This is a genomic window from Streptomyces sp. NPDC127595 (assembly GCF_042671685.1).
Taxonomy (GTDB): Bacteria; Actinomycetota; Actinomycetes; order Streptomycetales; family Streptomycetaceae; genus Streptomyces.
The window spans coordinates 33,244-48,348 of the sequence record NZ_JBHXWK010000005.1 but is presented as its reverse complement, the minus strand read 5'-3'; the positions used below and the strand labels follow the sequence as shown (position 1 = coordinate 48,348).

Annotated in this window: 16 protein-coding genes; 11 read left to right on the top strand and 5 right to left on the bottom strand. The window is 70.6% G+C overall.

The window, feature by feature from the left end:
* Nucleotides 1–117: 117 nt before the first annotated feature.
* The 3 genes from ACFVKT_RS17275 to ACFVKT_RS17265 all read left to right on the top strand — a co-directional run bounded on the left by ACFVKT_RS17275 (nucleotide 118) and on the right by ACFVKT_RS17265 (nucleotide 2,530).
* Nucleotides 118–471 carry a histidine triad nucleotide-binding protein gene (locus ACFVKT_RS17275; protein ID WP_385732241.1) on the top strand — a complete coding sequence of 118 codons (354 nt, stop codon included), beginning with the start codon at nucleotides 118–120 and terminating at the stop codon, nucleotides 469–471.
* A gap of 6 nt (nucleotides 472–477) precedes the next feature.
* Nucleotides 478–1,383, top strand: coding sequence for a ribonuclease Z (locus ACFVKT_RS17270; RefSeq protein WP_385732239.1), 906 nt, complete (start codon nucleotides 478–480; stop codon nucleotides 1,381–1,383).
* A gap of 154 nt (nucleotides 1,384–1,537) precedes the next feature.
* Nucleotides 1,538–2,530 carry an adenosine deaminase gene (locus ACFVKT_RS17265; RefSeq protein ID WP_385732237.1) on the top strand — a complete coding sequence of 331 codons (993 nt, stop codon included), beginning with the start codon at nucleotides 1,538–1,540 and terminating at the stop codon, nucleotides 2,528–2,530.
* Between the two features lie 372 nt (nucleotides 2,531–2,902).
* On the opposite strand, the gene ACFVKT_RS17260 is transcribed toward ACFVKT_RS17265, so the two are convergent.
* From ACFVKT_RS17260 to ACFVKT_RS17250, 3 genes are all read right to left on the bottom strand, one after another.
* Nucleotides 2,903–4,012, bottom strand: a complete 1,110-nt coding sequence (locus tag ACFVKT_RS17260; protein WP_385732235.1) for a carbohydrate kinase family protein — start codon at nucleotides 4,010–4,012, stop codon at nucleotides 2,903–2,905.
* Between the two features lie 214 nt (nucleotides 4,013–4,226).
* Complete coding sequence (locus ACFVKT_RS17255) at nucleotides 4,227–5,522, bottom strand: glucarate dehydratase family protein (RefSeq protein WP_385732233.1); 1,296 nt, start codon at nucleotides 5,520–5,522, stop codon at nucleotides 4,227–4,229.
* Entirely contained in the window at nucleotides 5,519–6,478 is a 960-nt protein-coding gene (locus ACFVKT_RS17250) for a 5-dehydro-4-deoxyglucarate dehydratase (protein WP_385732231.1), read from the bottom strand. Before ACFVKT_RS17250 ends, ACFVKT_RS17255 begins: the two co-directional genes overlap by 4 nt.
* Nucleotides 6,479–6,585: 107 nt before the next feature.
* Here ACFVKT_RS17250 and ACFVKT_RS17245 point away from each other — a divergent pair, with 107 nt between their 5' ends.
* From ACFVKT_RS17245 to ACFVKT_RS17225, 5 genes are all read left to right on the top strand, one after another.
* Complete coding sequence (locus ACFVKT_RS17245) at nucleotides 6,586–7,380, top strand: IclR family transcriptional regulator (protein WP_385732229.1); 795 nt, start codon at nucleotides 6,586–6,588, stop codon at nucleotides 7,378–7,380.
* A gap of 131 nt (nucleotides 7,381–7,511) precedes the next feature.
* Entirely contained in the window at nucleotides 7,512–8,570 is a 1,059-nt protein-coding gene (locus ACFVKT_RS17240; protein ID WP_385732226.1) for a PhoH family protein, read from the top strand.
* Nucleotides 8,571–8,582: 12 nt separating this feature from the next.
* Nucleotides 8,583–9,080 carry an rRNA maturation RNase YbeY gene (gene ybeY / locus ACFVKT_RS17235; protein ID WP_385732224.1) on the top strand — a complete coding sequence of 166 codons (498 nt, stop codon included), beginning with the start codon at nucleotides 8,583–8,585 and terminating at the stop codon, nucleotides 9,078–9,080.
* Nucleotides 9,077–10,381: a hemolysin family protein gene (locus ACFVKT_RS17230; RefSeq protein ID WP_385732221.1), complete on the top strand. Its 1,305-nt coding sequence runs from the start codon at nucleotides 9,077–9,079 to the stop codon at nucleotides 10,379–10,381. Before ybeY ends, ACFVKT_RS17230 begins: the two co-directional genes overlap by 4 nt.
* Entirely contained in the window at nucleotides 10,378–10,737 is a 360-nt protein-coding gene (locus tag ACFVKT_RS17225) for an MmcQ/YjbR family DNA-binding protein (RefSeq protein ID WP_385732219.1), read from the top strand. The genes ACFVKT_RS17230 and ACFVKT_RS17225 overlap by 4 nt, the downstream gene beginning before the upstream one ends.
* On the opposite strand, the gene ACFVKT_RS17220 is transcribed toward ACFVKT_RS17225, so the two are convergent.
* Nucleotides 10,699–12,159: an MFS transporter gene (locus ACFVKT_RS17220; protein WP_385732217.1), complete on the bottom strand. Its 1,461-nt coding sequence runs from the start codon at nucleotides 12,157–12,159 to the stop codon at nucleotides 10,699–10,701. The two genes, ACFVKT_RS17225 and ACFVKT_RS17220, sit on opposite strands and share 39 nt — an antisense overlap.
* Before the next feature lie 148 nt (nucleotides 12,160–12,307).
* Here ACFVKT_RS17220 and ACFVKT_RS17215 point away from each other — a divergent pair, with 148 nt between their 5' ends.
* The 3 genes from ACFVKT_RS17215 to ACFVKT_RS17205 all read left to right on the top strand — a co-directional run bounded on the left by ACFVKT_RS17215 (nucleotide 12,308) and on the right by ACFVKT_RS17205 (nucleotide 14,387).
* Nucleotides 12,308–13,129, top strand: a complete 822-nt coding sequence (locus tag ACFVKT_RS17215; protein ID WP_385733148.1) for a helix-turn-helix transcriptional regulator — start codon at nucleotides 12,308–12,310, stop codon at nucleotides 13,127–13,129.
* Nucleotides 13,130–13,170: 41 nt separating this feature from the next.
* Nucleotides 13,171–13,524 (top strand): cytidine deaminase, encoded by a 354-nt coding sequence (locus ACFVKT_RS17210; protein ID WP_385732215.1) that lies wholly within the window; start codon nucleotides 13,171–13,173, stop codon nucleotides 13,522–13,524.
* Between the two features lie 386 nt (nucleotides 13,525–13,910).
* Nucleotides 13,911–14,387: a hypothetical protein gene (locus ACFVKT_RS17205; RefSeq protein ID WP_385732213.1), complete on the top strand. Its 477-nt coding sequence runs from the start codon at nucleotides 13,911–13,913 to the stop codon at nucleotides 14,385–14,387.
* 150 nt (nucleotides 14,388–14,537) lie between these two features.
* Here the strand turns inward: ACFVKT_RS17205 and ACFVKT_RS17200 are convergent, their stop codons facing one another.
* The gene (locus ACFVKT_RS17200; protein WP_385732211.1) at nucleotides 14,538–14,876 is read right to left on the bottom strand and encodes a P-II family nitrogen regulator; all 339 of its coding nucleotides are present in this window, start codon (nucleotides 14,874–14,876) and stop codon (nucleotides 14,538–14,540) included.
* Nucleotides 14,877–15,105: the final 229 nt, after the last annotated feature.

Below are 15,105 nucleotides of genomic sequence, written 5' to 3'. Positions count from 1 at the left end.
CGTCTGCGTCTGCGTCTGAGGGTGAGGGTGCGTTGTGGTGGGGAACCCGCCTGCGGCGATCAACAGGGCCGATACGATGTTTGCGTACTGGCCGGACCCGCGCGAGGAGGCACACGCATGGTGGGAGAACCGCAGGACGACTGCCTGTTCTGCAAGATCGCCGCGGGGCAGATCCCGGCGGACGTGGTCCGGGAGACCGAGACGACCGTCGCGTTCCGGGACATCAACCCCCAGGCGCCCACCCACGTCCTGGTCATCCCCAAGGTGCACCACCCGGACGCGGCGTCGCTGGCCGCCGCCGAGCCCGGCATCGCCGCGGACCTGCTGCGCGAGGCCGGGCAGGTCGCGGGCGAGGAGAAGCTCGAGAGCTACCGCATCGTGTTCAACACGGGCAGCGGCGCCGGGCAGACCGTCTTCCACGCGCACGCCCATGTCATGGGCGGCCGCGGTATGCAGTGGCCGCCGGGGTAACCGACCTTGTCCGTACGTGAATTGGTGGTCCTCGGCACCGCCAGCCAGGTCCCCACCCGCCACCGCAACCACAACGGCTACCTGCTGCGCTGGGACGGCGAGGGGCTCCTCTTCGATCCCGGCGAGGGCACGCAGCGGCAGATGCTGCGTGCCGGGGTCGCGGCCCATGATCTGCACCGGATCTGTGTCACCCACTTCCACGGCGACCACTCGCTCGGGCTCGCCGGGGTGATCCAGCGCATCAACCTCGACCGGGTGCCGCACGAGGTGACCGCGCACTATCCCCTCTCCGGCCAGCGGTTCTTCGACCGGCTGCGGTACGCGACCGCCTACCGCGAGACCGTCGCGCTGACCGAGGCGCCGGTCGATGCCGATGGCCTGCTTGCTGTGAGTGCCTCGTACAGGCTGGAGGCCCGTCGGCTCTCCCATCCCGTCGAGTCGTACGGCTATCTGCTGGTCGAGCCCGACGGGCGGCGGATGCTGCCCGAGCTCCTTGCCGCGCGGGGCGTCAGGGGACCCGACGTCGGGCGGCTCCAGCGGGAGGGCGCCCTTCCCGGGGTGTCCCTCGACGACGTGAGCGAGGTGCGGCGGGGGCAGCGGTTCGCGTTCGTCATGGACACCCGGCTGTGTGACGGGGTGTACGCGCTTGCCGAGGGGTGCGACATGCTTGTCATCGAGTCGACGTTTCTTGACGAGGACCTTCAACTTGCCTCAGATCATGGGCATCTGACGGCAGGTCAGGCCGGTGCTGTCGCCAAGGACGCCGGCGTACGGCATCTTGTGCTCACGCACTTCAGTCAGCGGTACTCCGAGCCGGATGAGTTCGAGCGGCAGGCTCGGGCCGCGGGGTTCGAGGGGGAGCTGACTGTCGCGCACGATCTGGTGCGGGTGCCTGTGCCCAAGCGGCGGTGACGGTCGCTTCTGTGCCGGGTGCTGAGTGCTGAGTGCTGAGTGCTGTGGGGGTGACCGTGGTGCGGGTGCGGGTGCGGGTGCGGGTGCGGGTGGCGGTGGTGCGGGGGCGGGTGCCGGTTCTGGGGTGGTTATCTATCGGCTTTACGATGATTTGATGGCCCTCCCCAAAGCTGAGCTGCACCTCCATATCGAAGGCACCCTCGAACCCGAGCTGGCCTTCGCTCTTGCCGCGCGCAACGGTGTGAGCCTGCCGTACGCGGACACCGATGAGCTGCGCAAGGCGTATCTCTTCGACGATCTCCAGACGTTCCTGAACCTGTACTACGAGCTCATGGCCGTACTGCGGACGGAGCAGGACTTCACCGACCTCGCTGACGCGTATCTCGCGCGCGCCGCCGTGCAGGGGGTGCGGCACGCCGAGATCTTCTTCGATCCGCAGGCGCACATCGCGCGAGGGGTCGGCATGGGGACCGTCGTCGAGGGGCTCTCCCGCGCGCTGGCGCGCAGCGAGGAGACGCACGGGGTCTCCACGCAGCTGATCATGTGCTTCCTGCGTGACCAGTCCGCCGAGTCGGCGATGGCGACCCTGTCGGCCGCGGAGCCGTACCTCGACCGGATCGTCGGCGTCGGTCTCGACTCCGCCGAGGTCGGGCATCCGCCGGGCAAGTTCCGTGAGGTGTACGAGGCCGCTGCCGCGCTCGGGCTGCGGCGGGTCGCGCATGCGGGGGAGGAGGGGCCGCCGTCGTACATCACCGAGGCGTTGGACGTGCTCGGTGCCGAGCGCATCGACCATGGGCTGCGGTGTATGGAGGACGACGCGCTGGTCGAGCGGCTCGTGCGGGAGCGGGTGCCGTTGACTCTGTGCCCGCTGTCGAATGTGCGGCTGCGTGCGGTGGATGTGCTGGAGGATCATCCGCTGGTCGCGATGATGGACGCGGGGTTGTTGTGCACGGTGAACTCCGACGACCCCGCGTATTTCGGGGGGTACGTCGGGGACACCTTCCACGCGGTGCGTGAGGCGCTGGGGGTCGGGCAGGAGCGGTTGCGTGAGCTGGCCCGCAACTCGTTCGAGGCGTCGTTCCTTGAGCATGACGAGGAGCGGCGGGCTCGGTACGTCGCGGAGGTCGAGGCGTACGAGTTCGAGTAGCCGCCGGTGCGCTCACGCCGGGTGCGCCCGGTGGGTGGGTCGGGGCCGGGGGCCGGTACATCCGCCCGTCGCCGCCGGATCCGGCGTCGGGCAGTGGGGTGGGGGTCCGGTGAGGCGGGCGTACGCGACGGGCATTTGATGTACCGGCCCCCGGCCCCTTCCGCCGTCTTCCGGGTGCGCGTGGCAGCCGTGCTCTGCAGTATCGGCTGGGGGCGGCGGTCCTCAACTCCGGCCGGGGGAGTGATCTTTAGCCCGTCCGGCGTTTGAGGACGAGCGCGTCCAGCGCGATGCGGGGGTCTGGGGGCGGCAGCCCCCAGGTACGGGATGGGCAGGGGCGGAGGGGGCGAGGAAACGCCCTGCTCGACGGTGGGGTCAGGTCGTGCCGCCGAAGCCGATGGTGGGGACGGCTCGGCGTAGGGGCCATGGGCGGGACGCTTCGGGGAGGAGGGACTCCAGGAAGGCGTAGCGCTGGAGGGCGGTGGGGTCCTGGTCGTCGACGGACTGGACTCGGCGCCACCAGGCTGCGATCTCGGACCAGCCGGGGGCAGACAGGGACCCGCCGAACTCCTGGACGGAGAGGGCGGCGGTGAGGCCGGCGAAGGCGAGTCGGTCGGCGAGGGGCCAGTCGGCGAGGGTGCCCATGACGAAGCCGGCGACGAAGACGTCCCCCGCACCGGTGGGGTCCATGGCCTCCACGGCGATGGCGGGCACCTCGGCGCACTCCCCGGTACGCGAGTCCACGGCGTACGCCCCCTCCGCACCGAGGGTGACCACAGCGACCGGCACGTGCGCGGTGAGCGCATGGGCGGCGGCGCGCGGCGAGGCGGCGCCGGTGTAGCGCATCGCCTCCTCGGCGTTGGGCAGGAACGCCTCGCAGTGCGCGAGGTCGGGCAGCCCCGCGAGATCCCAGGCACCCGTGTCGTCCCAGCCGACGTCCGCGAAGATCCGGGTGCCCTTGCTCGCGGCCTGTGCGATCCAGGGCGCTGGTTTGCCGGGCGTGAGGGCGGCGACGGCGGCTCGCGCGCTCGGGGGGCAGTCGGGGGCCGGTTCCTCCGGGGGAGGCTCGTGGCCGTGGGAGACCATCGTGCGCTCTCCCTCGTACGCCATCGAGACGGTGACCGGCGAGTGCCAGCCGGGCACGGTGCGGGACGGGGAGAGGTCGATGTGCTCGCCCTGCTCCAGCGCGTCCCAGCAGTACTCCCCGTAGTGGTCGTCCCCGAAGGCCGCCGCCAGCGAGGTCTTCAGGCCGAGCCGGGCCAGCGCCGTTGCCATGTTCGCCACGCCGCCGGGGCTCGACCCCATCCCGCGCGCCCAGGACTCGGTGCCGCGCACGGGGGCGGAGTCGAGGCCGGTGAAGACGATGTCGAGGAACACGGTGCCCGTGAGGTAGACGTCCCAGGGCGGATCCTGGGGCGTGCGCAGCCCGGCGAGCGGGTCGACGTGCGCGTGGCAGTACGGTCGCTCTCCGTTGGATGCGATCACGGTGGGCTCCCTGACGTGGTGCGGATTCACGCCAGTCTGCACCACGCTGTGTGCCGAGGGGCGCTGAGCACGCCCGCACCGTCCGTCGCGTCAGGATGTGATGGGAAACGTTCCCGCAGGCCCGGGGGTCAGTGCCTGGCCCCCGGGACGCTGTGGCCGTCCGTGTCGCGGTCGCCCCGCCGGCTTGCGGCGCGTCCGGATTTCGTCACCGTGCTCACCAGCGGGGGACCGCCGGTGTGACCCAGTCCGGGTCGGCGATCCGCATCGCGGCCGCGTCGTCGCGGTCGTGCAGCGTGCCGTCGTCGTCGAGCCACCGCTGGTGCAGGAACCGCAGCTTGTCGTGGTCGAGTTCCACGCCGAGGCCGGGCGCGTCGGAGACCTTGACCGAGCCGTCCTCGAAGGTGAGGCGCTGTGTCAGTACGTCCTCGGACTGCCAGGGGTAGTGCGAGTCGCAGGCGTGGTGGAGGTCGGGGACCGTCGAGGCGACGTGGGTCATCGCGGCGAGGCTGATGCCCAGGTGGGTGTTGGAGTGCATCGAGACGCCCACGCCGAACGTGCGGCAGATGGCGGCCAGTTCACGCGTGTTGCGCAGTCCGCCCCAGTAGTGGTGGTCGGACAGGACGACCTGCACGGCCCCCTTCGTGAAGGCCTCCTGGATCTCCGCGAAGGTCGTCACGCACATGTTGGTGGCCAGCGGGACCGAGGTGCGGGCGGCGACTTCCGCCATGGCGGGTGTGCCGAGTGCCGGGTCCTCCAGGTATTCGAGTACGTCACCCAGCTCCTCGGCGACCTTCAGTGAAGTCTCCACGGACCAGGCGCCGTTGGGGTCCAGACGGAGCGGGTGCCCGGGGAAGGCCTCGGCGAGGGCCCGTACGGCGGCGATCTCCTCGTCGGGCGGGAAGACACCGCCCTTGAGCTTGAACGAGGTGAATCCGTACCGCTCGGTGAACTTCCGCGCCTGCTCGACGACTCCCGCCGGGTCGACGGCCGCACCCCAGTCGTCCTTCTCGCTCTCGACCCCGGCGGGGTGTTCGGCCCACCGGTAGAAGAGGTACGCGCTGTACTCCACCGCGTCGCGTACCTTGCCGCCGAGCAGTGCGTGCACCGGCAGCCCAAGTGCCTTGCCGAGCGCGTCAAGGCAGGCCACCTCGAAGCCCGAGACCACGGACAGGCGCAGTTTGTCGGCGCTCTGGACGCCGCGCAGACCGCCGACGTCGATCTGGTGGTCGACCCGGCCCTGGTCGACGGCCACCTCGTCGGCCAGGGTGAACAGCCCGTTGAGGTCGGAGACCTGGCGCCCCACCAGCTTCTCGGCGAACGGGCGCGCGAGTTCGAGGTACTTGCTGTCGCCGTAGGTCTCGCCGATGCCCGTCACGCCGTCCGCAGTGACGACCTCCACGATCAGCCGGGGGGTGTACGGCTGGTGCACGCCCTGCGTGTTGAGCAGCGGCGGGTCGGCCACCAGGACCGGGGTCAGTCGGACGTCGGTGATCGTCATGTCACGGGTCACAGGGCTGCTCCTACGGAGGCGGGGACCAGGGCCAGTCCGGTCGTCAGCAGCTTCTCCAGGTCGGCCAGGTCCGCGGGGGACGGGTCGGTGAGCGGGGCGCGGACCGGGCCCACCGGGCGGCCGCGCAGCCGGGCGGCCGCCTTCACGAGGGAGACGGCGTATCCGGTCCGACGGTCGCGGAGTTCTACGAACGGGATGTAGAACTCGTGCAGCAGCCGGTCCATGGCGGCGTCGTCACCGTCCCGGTGGGCCGCGAAGAACGCGTCGGCGATCTCGGGCGCGAACGCGTGCACGGCCGAGGAGTACGCCGGGACGCCGACGGCGGCGTACGCGCGGGCCTGGATCTCCGCGGTGGCGGCCCCGTTGAAGAACAGGAACCCCTCGGGTGCGGAGAGCGTGAGGCGCTGCAGCCGGTCGAGGTCGCTGTGGCCGTCCTTGAGCCCGATGACACCGGGGACGCCGGTGAGGCGCTTCAACGACTCGACGCTGAAGGCGACTTGGCCGCGCTGGTAGACGATGAGCGGCAGCCGGGTGCGTACGGCGATCTGCTCCACCTGCGCGACGAGGCCCTCCTGCGGGGCCGCGACGAGGTAGTGCGGCAGTACGAGCAGCGCGTCGGCGCCGGCCTCCTCCGCGATGCGTGCGAAGCGGGCGGCCTGCGCCCAGCCGTACCCGATCCCCGCGACGACGGGCACACGTCCCGCCGCCACCGCGACCGTCGCGGTGACGACCTCGCGGTACTCGTCCTCGTCCAGTGAGAAGAACTCGCCGGTCCCGCAGGCCGGGAAGACCGCGCCGGGACCGGCGGCGATCTGCGCCGCCACATGCGTACGGAAGCCGTCGAGGTCGAGGGAGCCGTCGTCGTGGAAGCTGGTGAGCGGGAAGGACAGCACGCCGTGTGCCATCCCGTCGCGCAGCCGTTCCACGACGGCTTCTCTCTGCAAGTCCGGGGTCATCCGGGCCACCATCTCCGTATGTAGATGTCGTCTACGTATGAAGATGGAGATTAGGTACGCGAACGACAGTCGTCAATGGTTCCGGCGGACACGCTTACGATCTGCACATGCCGGAACCCACTGACGAGCGCGGAGTACGCGAGGTGAAGTCCGCCGCGCGCACGGTCGGGTTGCTGGAACTGCTGGCCGAGCGCGGCGACCGTCCGGCGCGCCTCCAGGAGCTCGCCGACGCGCTCGGGGTGCCCCGCAGCTCGATGTACGCGCTGCTCCAGACGCTGATCGGCCGGGGCTGGGTGCGCACGGACGTCACGGGTTCGCTGTACGGGATCGGCATCCACGCCCTGCTGACGGGCACCAGCTACCTGGACTCGGACCCGCGCGTCCGGGCCGTACGCCCCTACCTCGACGAGGCCTCGCAGGCGCTCGGCGAGACGGTCCACATGGGACGCCTCGACGGCACGGACGTGGCCTACCTCGCGACCCGCGAATCGCACGAGTACCTGCGCACCATCAGCCGGGTCGGCCGCCGGCTCCCCGCCCATGTGGGCGCCCTGGGCAAGGCCCTGCTGGCCGAACGCCCCGACGCGGAGCTGCCCGAGGGTCCGTACGTCCCCGCCACCCCGCGCACCCACACCCGCCGCGACGCCCTCGCGGCGGACCTGGCCCGGACCCGCGCCCGTGGCTACTCGATCGACCGGGAGGAGGGCGTCCTCGGCATCGTCGGCTTCGGCTTCGCGCTGCGGTACGACGTCCCCGCCCAGGACGCCATCAGCTGCTCGGTCCCCGTCGTCCGGCTGAACCCCGCCCACGAGGACCGGATCATCACGGTCATGCGCGAGATCCGGGCCAAGATCGAGGCGGCTGCTCCCGGCGGAGGAGCGGGCGCCCCGCACTGGCGCTGACCACGACGCCGCACGTCACGGCGAAAACTCCTACGGACTTGTCAGTGCGGAGTCGTACTCTTGGAATCGCAAGGCTGCCCCTGTGGCAAGCGTGCCGATCGAGGAGGAAAAGCAGGCCTCAGAGCCGGCCCATGACTCAGACACCCACAGCACAGACCCCCGCACAGGGGCAGGCACGAGCGCGTTTCACGGTCCCCGCGAGCCACCCCATGGTCACCGTGCTGGGATCCGGCGACGCCCTCCTGCGAGTGATCGAGAAGGCCTTCCCGGCGGCCGACATCCATGTCCGGGGCAATGAGATCAACGCGGTCGGCGACGCCGGTGAAGTCGCCCTCGTCCAGCGCCTGTTCGACGAGATGATGCTGGTGCTCCGCACCGGGCAGCCGATGACGGAGGACGCCGTGGAACGCTCGATCGCGATGCTCAGAGCGAGTGAGAACGGAGAGGGTGACGGCCCGGAGACCCCGGCCGATGTCCTCACGCAGAACATCCTGTCCTCGCGGGGCCGCACCATCCGCCCCAAGACGCTCAACCAGAAGCGCTATGTCGACGCCATCGACAAGAACACGATCGTGTTCGGCATCGGCCCCGCCGGTACCGGCAAGACGTATCTCGCCATGGCCAAGGCCGTCCAGGCGCTCCAGGCCAAGCAGGTCAGCCGGATCATCCTCACCCGCCCGGCGGTGGAGGCCGGCGAGCGCCTGGGGTTCCTCCCCGGCACGCTCTACGACAAGATCGACCCCTACCTGCGCCCCCTGTACGACGCGCTGCACGACATGCTCGACCCGGACTCGATCCCCCGGCTGATGGCCGCGGGGACGATCGAGGTCGCGCCACTCGCGTACATGCGCGGTAGAACCCTTAATGATGCTTTTATCATCCTGGACGAGGCCCAGAACACGAGCCCCGAGCAGATGAAGATGTTCCTGACCCGGCTCGGCTTCGAGTCGAAGATCGTGATCACGGGTGACGTGACGCAGGTCGACCTGCCGAGCGGCACGAAGTCGGGGCTCCGGCAGGTCCAGGACATCCTGGAGGGCCTCCCGGACGTGCACTTCACGCGGCTCACGTCGAGCGATGTCGTACGGCACAAGCTGGTCGGCCGTATCGTCGACGCGTACGAGAAGTACGACAGCGAGAACGGCACCGAGAACGGCACCTACAAGGGCCGCGGGCATACAGGGAAGTAGACCAGCACCGCCATGTCGATCGACGTCAACAACGAGTCCGGAACCGAGGTCGACGAGCAGGCGATCCTCGACATCGCCCGCTACGCGCTCGCGCGGATGCGCATCCACCCGCTCTCCGAGCTCTCGGTGATCGTCGTGGACGCCGACGCCATGGAGCAGCTCCACATCCAGTGGATGGACCTGCCGGGGGCGACGGACGTCATGTCCTTCCCCATGGACGAGCTGCGGCCGCCGTCCAAGGACGACGACGAACCGCCGCAGGGTCTGCTCGGCGACATCGTGCTCTGCCCGGAGGTCGCCGAGCGGCAGGGCAAGGAAGCCGAGACGCAGCACTCCATGGACGAGGAGCTCCAGCTCCTGACCGTCCACGGAGTGCTGCACCTGCTCGGGTACGACCACGAGGAAGCGGACGAGAAGGCCGAGATGTTCGGTCTCCAGGCGGCCATCGTGGACGGCTGGCGCGCGGACAAGGGCATGACGGGTCCCTCGCCGGCCCCGACCGTGTCATGAGCCCTCAACTCGTCGCCGGCGCCATCCTGTTGGTGGTCGTCGCCTGGCTCGCCGCCTGCGCGGAGGCGGGCCTCGCGCGCGTCTCCAGCTTCCGCGCCGAGGAGGCCGTCCGCTCCGGGCGGCGCGGCAGCGCGAAGCTCGCCCGGGTCGCCGCCGACCCGACCCGCTATCTGAACGTCGCGCTGCTCGTCCGCGTCGCCTGCGAGATGGCCGCCGCCGCGCTCGTCACCTACGCGTGCCTCCAGCAGTTCGACGCGACCTGGGAAGCGCTCGCGGTCGCCATCGGCGTCATGGTCCTCGTCTCGTACGTCGCGGTCGGCGTCTCGCCCCGCACCATCGGCCGCCAGCACCCGCTGAACACGGCGACGGCGGCGGCGTACGTCCTGCTGCCGCTCGCCCGGATCATGGGCCCGATCCCCCCGCTGCTCATCCTCATCGGCAACGCGCTCACACCCGGCAAGGGCTTCAGGCGCGGACCGTTCGCCTCCGAGGCCGAGCTGCGCGCACTGGTCGACCTCGCCGAGAAGGAGTCCCTCATCGAGGACGAGGAGCGCCGCATGGTGCACTCCGTCTTCGAGCTCGGCGACACCCTCGTACGCGAAGTGATGGTGCCGCGCACCGACCTCGTCGTCATCGAGCGGTACAAGACCATCCGGCAGGCGCTCACCCTGGCGCTGCGCTCCGGCTTCTCGCGCATTCCCGTCACCGGCGAGAGCGAGGACGACATCGTCGGGATCGTGTATCTGAAGGACCTCGTCCGCAAGACGCACATCAGCCGCGAGGCCGAGAGCGAGCTGGTGTCCACGGCCATGCGGCCTGCCACCTTCGTGCCCGACACCAAGAACGCGGGCGATCTGCTGCGCGAGATGCAGCAGGAGCGCAACCACGTCGCCGTCGTCATCGACGAGTACGGCGGCACGGCCGGCATCGTCACCATCGAGGACATCCTCGAGGAGATCGTCGGCGAGATCACCGACGAGTACGACCGTGAACTGCCCCCGGTCCAGGAGCTCGGCGACGACCGCTACCGCGTCACCGCCCGCCTCGACATCGGCGACCTCGGCGAGCTGTACGGCTTCGAGGCGTACGACGACGAGGACGTGGAGACGGTCGGCGGGCTGCTCGCGAAAGCCCTCGGGCGCGTTCCGATCGCCGGGGCCTCGGCGGTGGTCGAGCTGCCCGACGGGCGGGAACTGCGGCTGACGGCGGAGGCCGCGGCCGGACGCCGGAACAAGATCGTCACGGTGCTGGTCGAGCCGGTGGACCCGGCGGACCCCGCCGAGGAGGAGAAGCCGGAATGACTCCGCAGCGGCTGCGCGCGTTCTGTCTGTCCTTCAACGCGAGCGTCGAGGACTTCCCCTTCAACCCGGACACCTCGGTCTTCAAGGTGCTGGGGAAGCTGTTCGCGCTGACGAACCTGGGCGCTCGGCCGCTGACGGTCAATCTCAAGTGCGATCCGGACGACGCGGTCCGGCTGCGCGAGGAGCATCCGGGGCTGATCATCCCCGGCTGGCACATGAACAAGCGGCACTGGAACACGGTGACCGTCGACGGTGAGCTCCCGGACCGCCTGGTCCAGGAGCTCATCGAGGACTCGTACGACCTCGTCGTCGCCGGTCTACCGAAGGCCGACCGCCTCCGCCTCGACCGCCCCTGAGGCACGCGGCCGGCGCAGCCCCGTCGCCACCAGTACCGCCGCCAGCAGCAGGATGCCCGTGTCCAGGTACAGCACCGTGTGGACGCCGGACAGGAGGTCGGTGGAGGTGGTGGCCAGGACGCCGAGGATTGGGATGCCGAGGGTGATGCCGACCTGCTGGGTGGAGGTCACCAGGCCGGTGGCCAGGCCCTGTTCCTCATCGGGGACGCCCGAGGTGACCGTCAGGCCGTACGAGATGATCGCGCCGAGGTGGCACATGCTGGCCAGCGAGACCGCCGCGGTGGCCAGCCAGACCGACCAGCCGCCCGCGCCGAGGCCGAGCAGCGCACCGGTGAGGACAGCCTGGCCCGCCAGCGAGCCGACCAGCGTGCGGCGGGCGCCGAAGCGGCCGATGACCTTCGGGGCGTACATCCCGGCGACCACCGACAGGACACCCTGCACGCCGAAGACCAGGCCCGTCTCGAACGCCGAGAGCCTCAGGGTCTCCTGGAGGTACAGGGTCAGCACGAAGACCACCGTCGTCATCATCGAGAAGGTGACCAGACCGCCCAGGTTGCCCCACGCCACCGTGCGGCGGCGCAGCATGGGCAGGCTGACCAGCGGAGCCGCGGCGCGCGACTCGACGTAGACGAAGGCGGCGAGCAGGGCGAGGCCCGCGATGAGGGTGGTGATGACGTCGGCGCCGCCGAAGCCGCGCTCGGCCGCCGTGGAGAGCGAGTAGATCAGGGCCAGCAGACCGCCGGTGACGGTGACGGCACCCGGGATGTCCAGGCGCGGGCGGTCCGGGGTGCGGGACTCCGGGAGCAGGCCGGGCGCCAGCGGCAGCACGATCAGCGCGAAGAGCGCGAGCAGCCCCATCGTGGAGCGCCAGCTCAGTACGTCGGTCAGGACGCCGCCGGCCACCATGCCGACCGTGAAGCCGAGGGAGAGGAGCGTGCCGGAGATGCCCAGGGCGCGGTCGCGTGCCGGACCCTCCGGGAAGGTCGTCGTCAGCAGCGACATGCCCGTCGGCACGATCGCCGCCGCGCCGAGACCCTGCAGCGCCCGCGCCGTCAGGAACGACGCCGGGTCCCAGGCGACGGTCGCGAGCAGCGAGGCCGCCCCGAACAGGGCGAGGCCGGTGAGGAACAGCCTGCGGCGTCCGTACAGGTCGCCGATACGGCCGAAGAGGAGCAGGAATCCGCCCGACGGCAGCGCGAAGGCGGTGACCGCCCACTGCAGGGCGGACTGACTCATGCCCAGGTCGGCGCCGAGCACGGGCAGCGCCACGTTCAGCACGGAGAAGTCGAGCGCGACCATGAACTGGGCCGCGCAGAGGACGAAGAGGACGAGCTTGTCGCGGGTCGACAAGCGGGTCGACGGGCGGGTGTCGAGGGGGTGTTGCTGCGTTCGCAGGGGACTTGAGGTCGTGTCGGTCGGCATGCGCAACAGCTTGCTGCCGCCGGAATAACCGTGGGGAGCGGGAACTTATGCTGGTGGTCGTACCACCAGTCGCCGGTAGGGGGATTCGTACGTGGCTGAAGACGCGGCGCTCAAGACGCACCGGCTGCGCGAGTTGCGCGAGTTCCTGATGAGCCGCCGTGCGCGGGTCACCCCGGCCGAGGCGGGGCTGCCGGACGGCGGCGCCAGGCGCCGTACGCCCGGTCTGCGCCGCGAGGAGGTCGCCGTGCTCGCGGGTGTCGGCGCGTCCTGGTACCAGTGGCTGGAGCAGGGGCGGGACATCTCCGTCTCGCCGCAGGTCCTCGACGCGGTGTCCCGTGTGCTGCGGCTGAGCGACGCCGAGCGACGCCATCTGTATGTGCTCGCCGGGCTGAACCCGCCCGTGCCCGAAGTTGCCTCCGAGGGGCAGGACATGGGCGTCGGGCTGCGGCGGCTGATCGACACGTGGATGCCGTATCCGGCGCACATCATGGACCGCTACTACAACTGCGTGATGTACAACGACGCCGCCACCCTGGTCCTCGGCATGCGCCCCGAGAACACCCAGAACTGCATCATCGACTTCTTCACCGACCCGCTCTACCGGGGGCGTTCGCGCACCTGGGAGACGAACGCCCACACAGTGGTCGCCCAGTTCCGTGCCTCCTGTGCCGCCGCCCCCGACGACGAGGGGTTCCAGGAACTGCTGGCCCGGCTGCGGGCGGCCGGCACCGAGTTCACCGACTTGTGGGAGCGGCGGGACATCCAGGACGCGGGGCAGATCCGCAAGGAGCTCGACCATCCGGTGGTCGGGCTGCTCGCCGTCGAGTCCACCGCGATGAAGGTGCCCGCGCGGCCCGACCTCACCGTCGTCCTGCACGCACCGCTGCCGGAGCAGAACACCGCGGCGAAGCTGGAGTGGCTGGCCTCGCCGGAGGGGCGCCGGGGATCGATGTATCCGGTGGCGGGCTAGGTGTACGAAAGCGGTGGCCGGGGGCTCGATAGGCTCCGCCCATGACCGAGAACTCCGACCTCGATCCCGAGGACCGCAAGATCGTCACCCTGGCCCGCTCGGCCCGGGCCCGCAACGGTGTGCCCGAGGGGGCGGCGGTGCGGGACGAGACGGGGCGTACGTATGTCGCCGGGAGCGTGGAGCTGCCCTCGTTGCGGCTGAGCGCGCTGCGGACGGCTGTGGCCATGGCTGTGGCGTCCGGGGCGAAGTCCTTGGAGGCGGCGGCGGTGGTGACCGAGGCGGAGTCGGCGGCCGCGGAGGATCTGGCGGCTGTACGGGATCTCGGCGGGGCCGGGACGCCGGTGCTGGTGGCCGGGCCTGACGGGCTTGTGCGGGTAAGGGTTGCCGCGGGCTGAGCTCTTTCACCCCCTCCGCCCCCGCCCGTCCCGTTTCTGGGGGCTGTTGCCCCAGACCCCCACTTTTCGGCCTGGAAAGGCTCGTCTGCTCTGTTATTCGGCGTTGGACAGGCTGAAAATCGGCCTTACCCGGGGTAACTTCGGGCCACTTTTGCTGACCCCTGGAGGAATCCAGGGGGACTCCCTTGCAATCCCCAGCCGCCGGCGCCTCAATGGAACCGTCAGTTCCGACGGACCGTCAGTTCTGGCGCCGCTCGCGGAACCGTCCGCGCACACACCACTCCGCACCCTCACCGGCGTACCGGTGACGCATCCGTGTGCCCGGCGCAGGACAGCACCGTCCTCCATCCCCACATGGCAATTCCCGTACAAGGGAAGGGAATCCGATGCGACGCATGCGACTCGGAAGTGCCGCGGCGATAGCCGCGGGCACACTCGCCGCGACCGGTCTGGCCTTCGCGCCGACCGCCGCGGCCGTCACCCCACAGACGGCCACCATCAACGCGACCTGCAGCCTTATCGGCAGCGGTGCCGCCACTCTGACGGCCACGCAGACCGGCACGGCCGCGACCATCACCGTCTCCTCCACCGAGATCACGACCCCGATAGGTCTGGGTGAGGACTCGGTCGCTGCCACGCTGACCCTGGTGAAGGCCAGTGGCGGCACCACCGTCTTCAGTGGCACGGAGAACCCCGCCATCCCGGCGGGCGGCGGGGTCACGGTCGGCCCCCTGACCGGCACTGTCGCCCCCGGGGACAGCCTGGAGGCCTTCGGAGGCTCCCTGCAGTTGTCGGTCCTCGGGATCCCCATCACCTGCACCGCGAGCGCGGCGCAGTCCCCGAGCCCGTTCGTGTTCGAGTAGCCACCGGACGCTCGCAGCACACGCGGTACGCGCAGCACACGCGGTACACGCAGTACCCGAAGGCCGGTGTCGCCCGCGCGCGGCGGCACCGGCCTTCGGGGCCGGTCGGGGTTCCGGAGCGGTCGCGGTCAGCGGTCGCGGTCGGCGCTCTCAGAGCGCGTCGGGGCCGCGCTCGTCCGTCCGGACCCGCACGACCGTCTCGACCGGCACCACCCACACCTTGCCGTCGCCGATCTTCCCGGTCCGCGCGGCCTGCACGACCGCGTCGAGGACCGCCTCGGAGTCGGCGTCGTCGACGACGACCTCGATACGGACCTTGGGGACGAGGTCGACCTGGTACTCGGCGCCGCGGTACACCTCGGTGTGGCCGCGCTGGCGTCCGTATCCGCTGGCCTCCGTCACGGTCAGACCGTGCACGCCGAGTTCCTGGAGAGCGGTCTTGACCTCGTCGAGGCGGTACGGCTTGACGATCGCGGTGATGAGCTTCATGCCTGGCCTTGACCTTCTGGGCGGTGGGGCGGGGAGGGGTGAGGAGAGGGAGGAGGGATGGCGACACCGGGCGCCGTGGCCCGGGACCTCGTGATCGTAGGCCGTCCCGGGCACGCGCCGTAAGGTCCGGGCGGGTCTGCTCGTGGTGCACGTGGGGCTTTCCGGGGCTGCGCGGCGGTGGCCCTGACCGCCGCCGCTTTCGCCTGTCGTACGGCGGGGCTCCGATGAT

What these genes read in the sequence shown, in the direction of transcription:
- ACFVKT_RS17275 (WP_385732241.1), top strand. Translation starts at nt 118, where the DNA reads ATGGTGGGAGAACCGCAGGACGACTGCCTGTTCTGCAAGATCGCCGCG.
- ACFVKT_RS17265 (WP_385732237.1), top strand. Translation starts at nt 1,538, where the DNA reads ATGGCCCTCCCCAAAGCTGAGCTGCACCTCCATATCGAAGGCACCCTC.
- ACFVKT_RS17250 (WP_385732231.1), bottom strand. Translation starts at nt 6,478, where the DNA reads ATGACCCCGGACTTGCAGAGAGAAGCCGTCGTGGAACGGCTGCGCGAC.
- ACFVKT_RS17245 (WP_385732229.1), top strand. Translation starts at nt 6,586, where the DNA reads ATGCCGGAACCCACTGACGAGCGCGGAGTACGCGAGGTGAAGTCCGCC.
- ACFVKT_RS17240 (WP_385732226.1), top strand. Translation starts at nt 7,512, where the DNA reads ATGACTCAGACACCCACAGCACAGACCCCCGCACAGGGGCAGGCACGA.
- ybeY (WP_385732224.1), top strand. Translation starts at nt 8,583, where the DNA reads ATGTCGATCGACGTCAACAACGAGTCCGGAACCGAGGTCGACGAGCAG.
- ACFVKT_RS17230 (WP_385732221.1), top strand. Translation starts at nt 9,077, where the DNA reads ATGAGCCCTCAACTCGTCGCCGGCGCCATCCTGTTGGTGGTCGTCGCC.
- ACFVKT_RS17225 (WP_385732219.1), top strand. Translation starts at nt 10,378, where the DNA reads ATGACTCCGCAGCGGCTGCGCGCGTTCTGTCTGTCCTTCAACGCGAGC.
- ACFVKT_RS17220 (WP_385732217.1), bottom strand. Translation starts at nt 12,159, where the DNA reads ATGCCGACCGACACGACCTCAAGTCCCCTGCGAACGCAGCAACACCCC.
- ACFVKT_RS17215 (WP_385733148.1), top strand. Translation starts at nt 12,308, where the DNA reads ATGAGCCGCCGTGCGCGGGTCACCCCGGCCGAGGCGGGGCTGCCGGAC.
- ACFVKT_RS17210 (WP_385732215.1), top strand. Translation starts at nt 13,171, where the DNA reads ATGACCGAGAACTCCGACCTCGATCCCGAGGACCGCAAGATCGTCACC.
- ACFVKT_RS17205 (WP_385732213.1), top strand. Translation starts at nt 13,911, where the DNA reads ATGCGACGCATGCGACTCGGAAGTGCCGCGGCGATAGCCGCGGGCACA.
- ACFVKT_RS17200 (WP_385732211.1), bottom strand. Translation starts at nt 14,876, where the DNA reads ATGAAGCTCATCACCGCGATCGTCAAGCCGTACCGCCTCGACGAGGTC.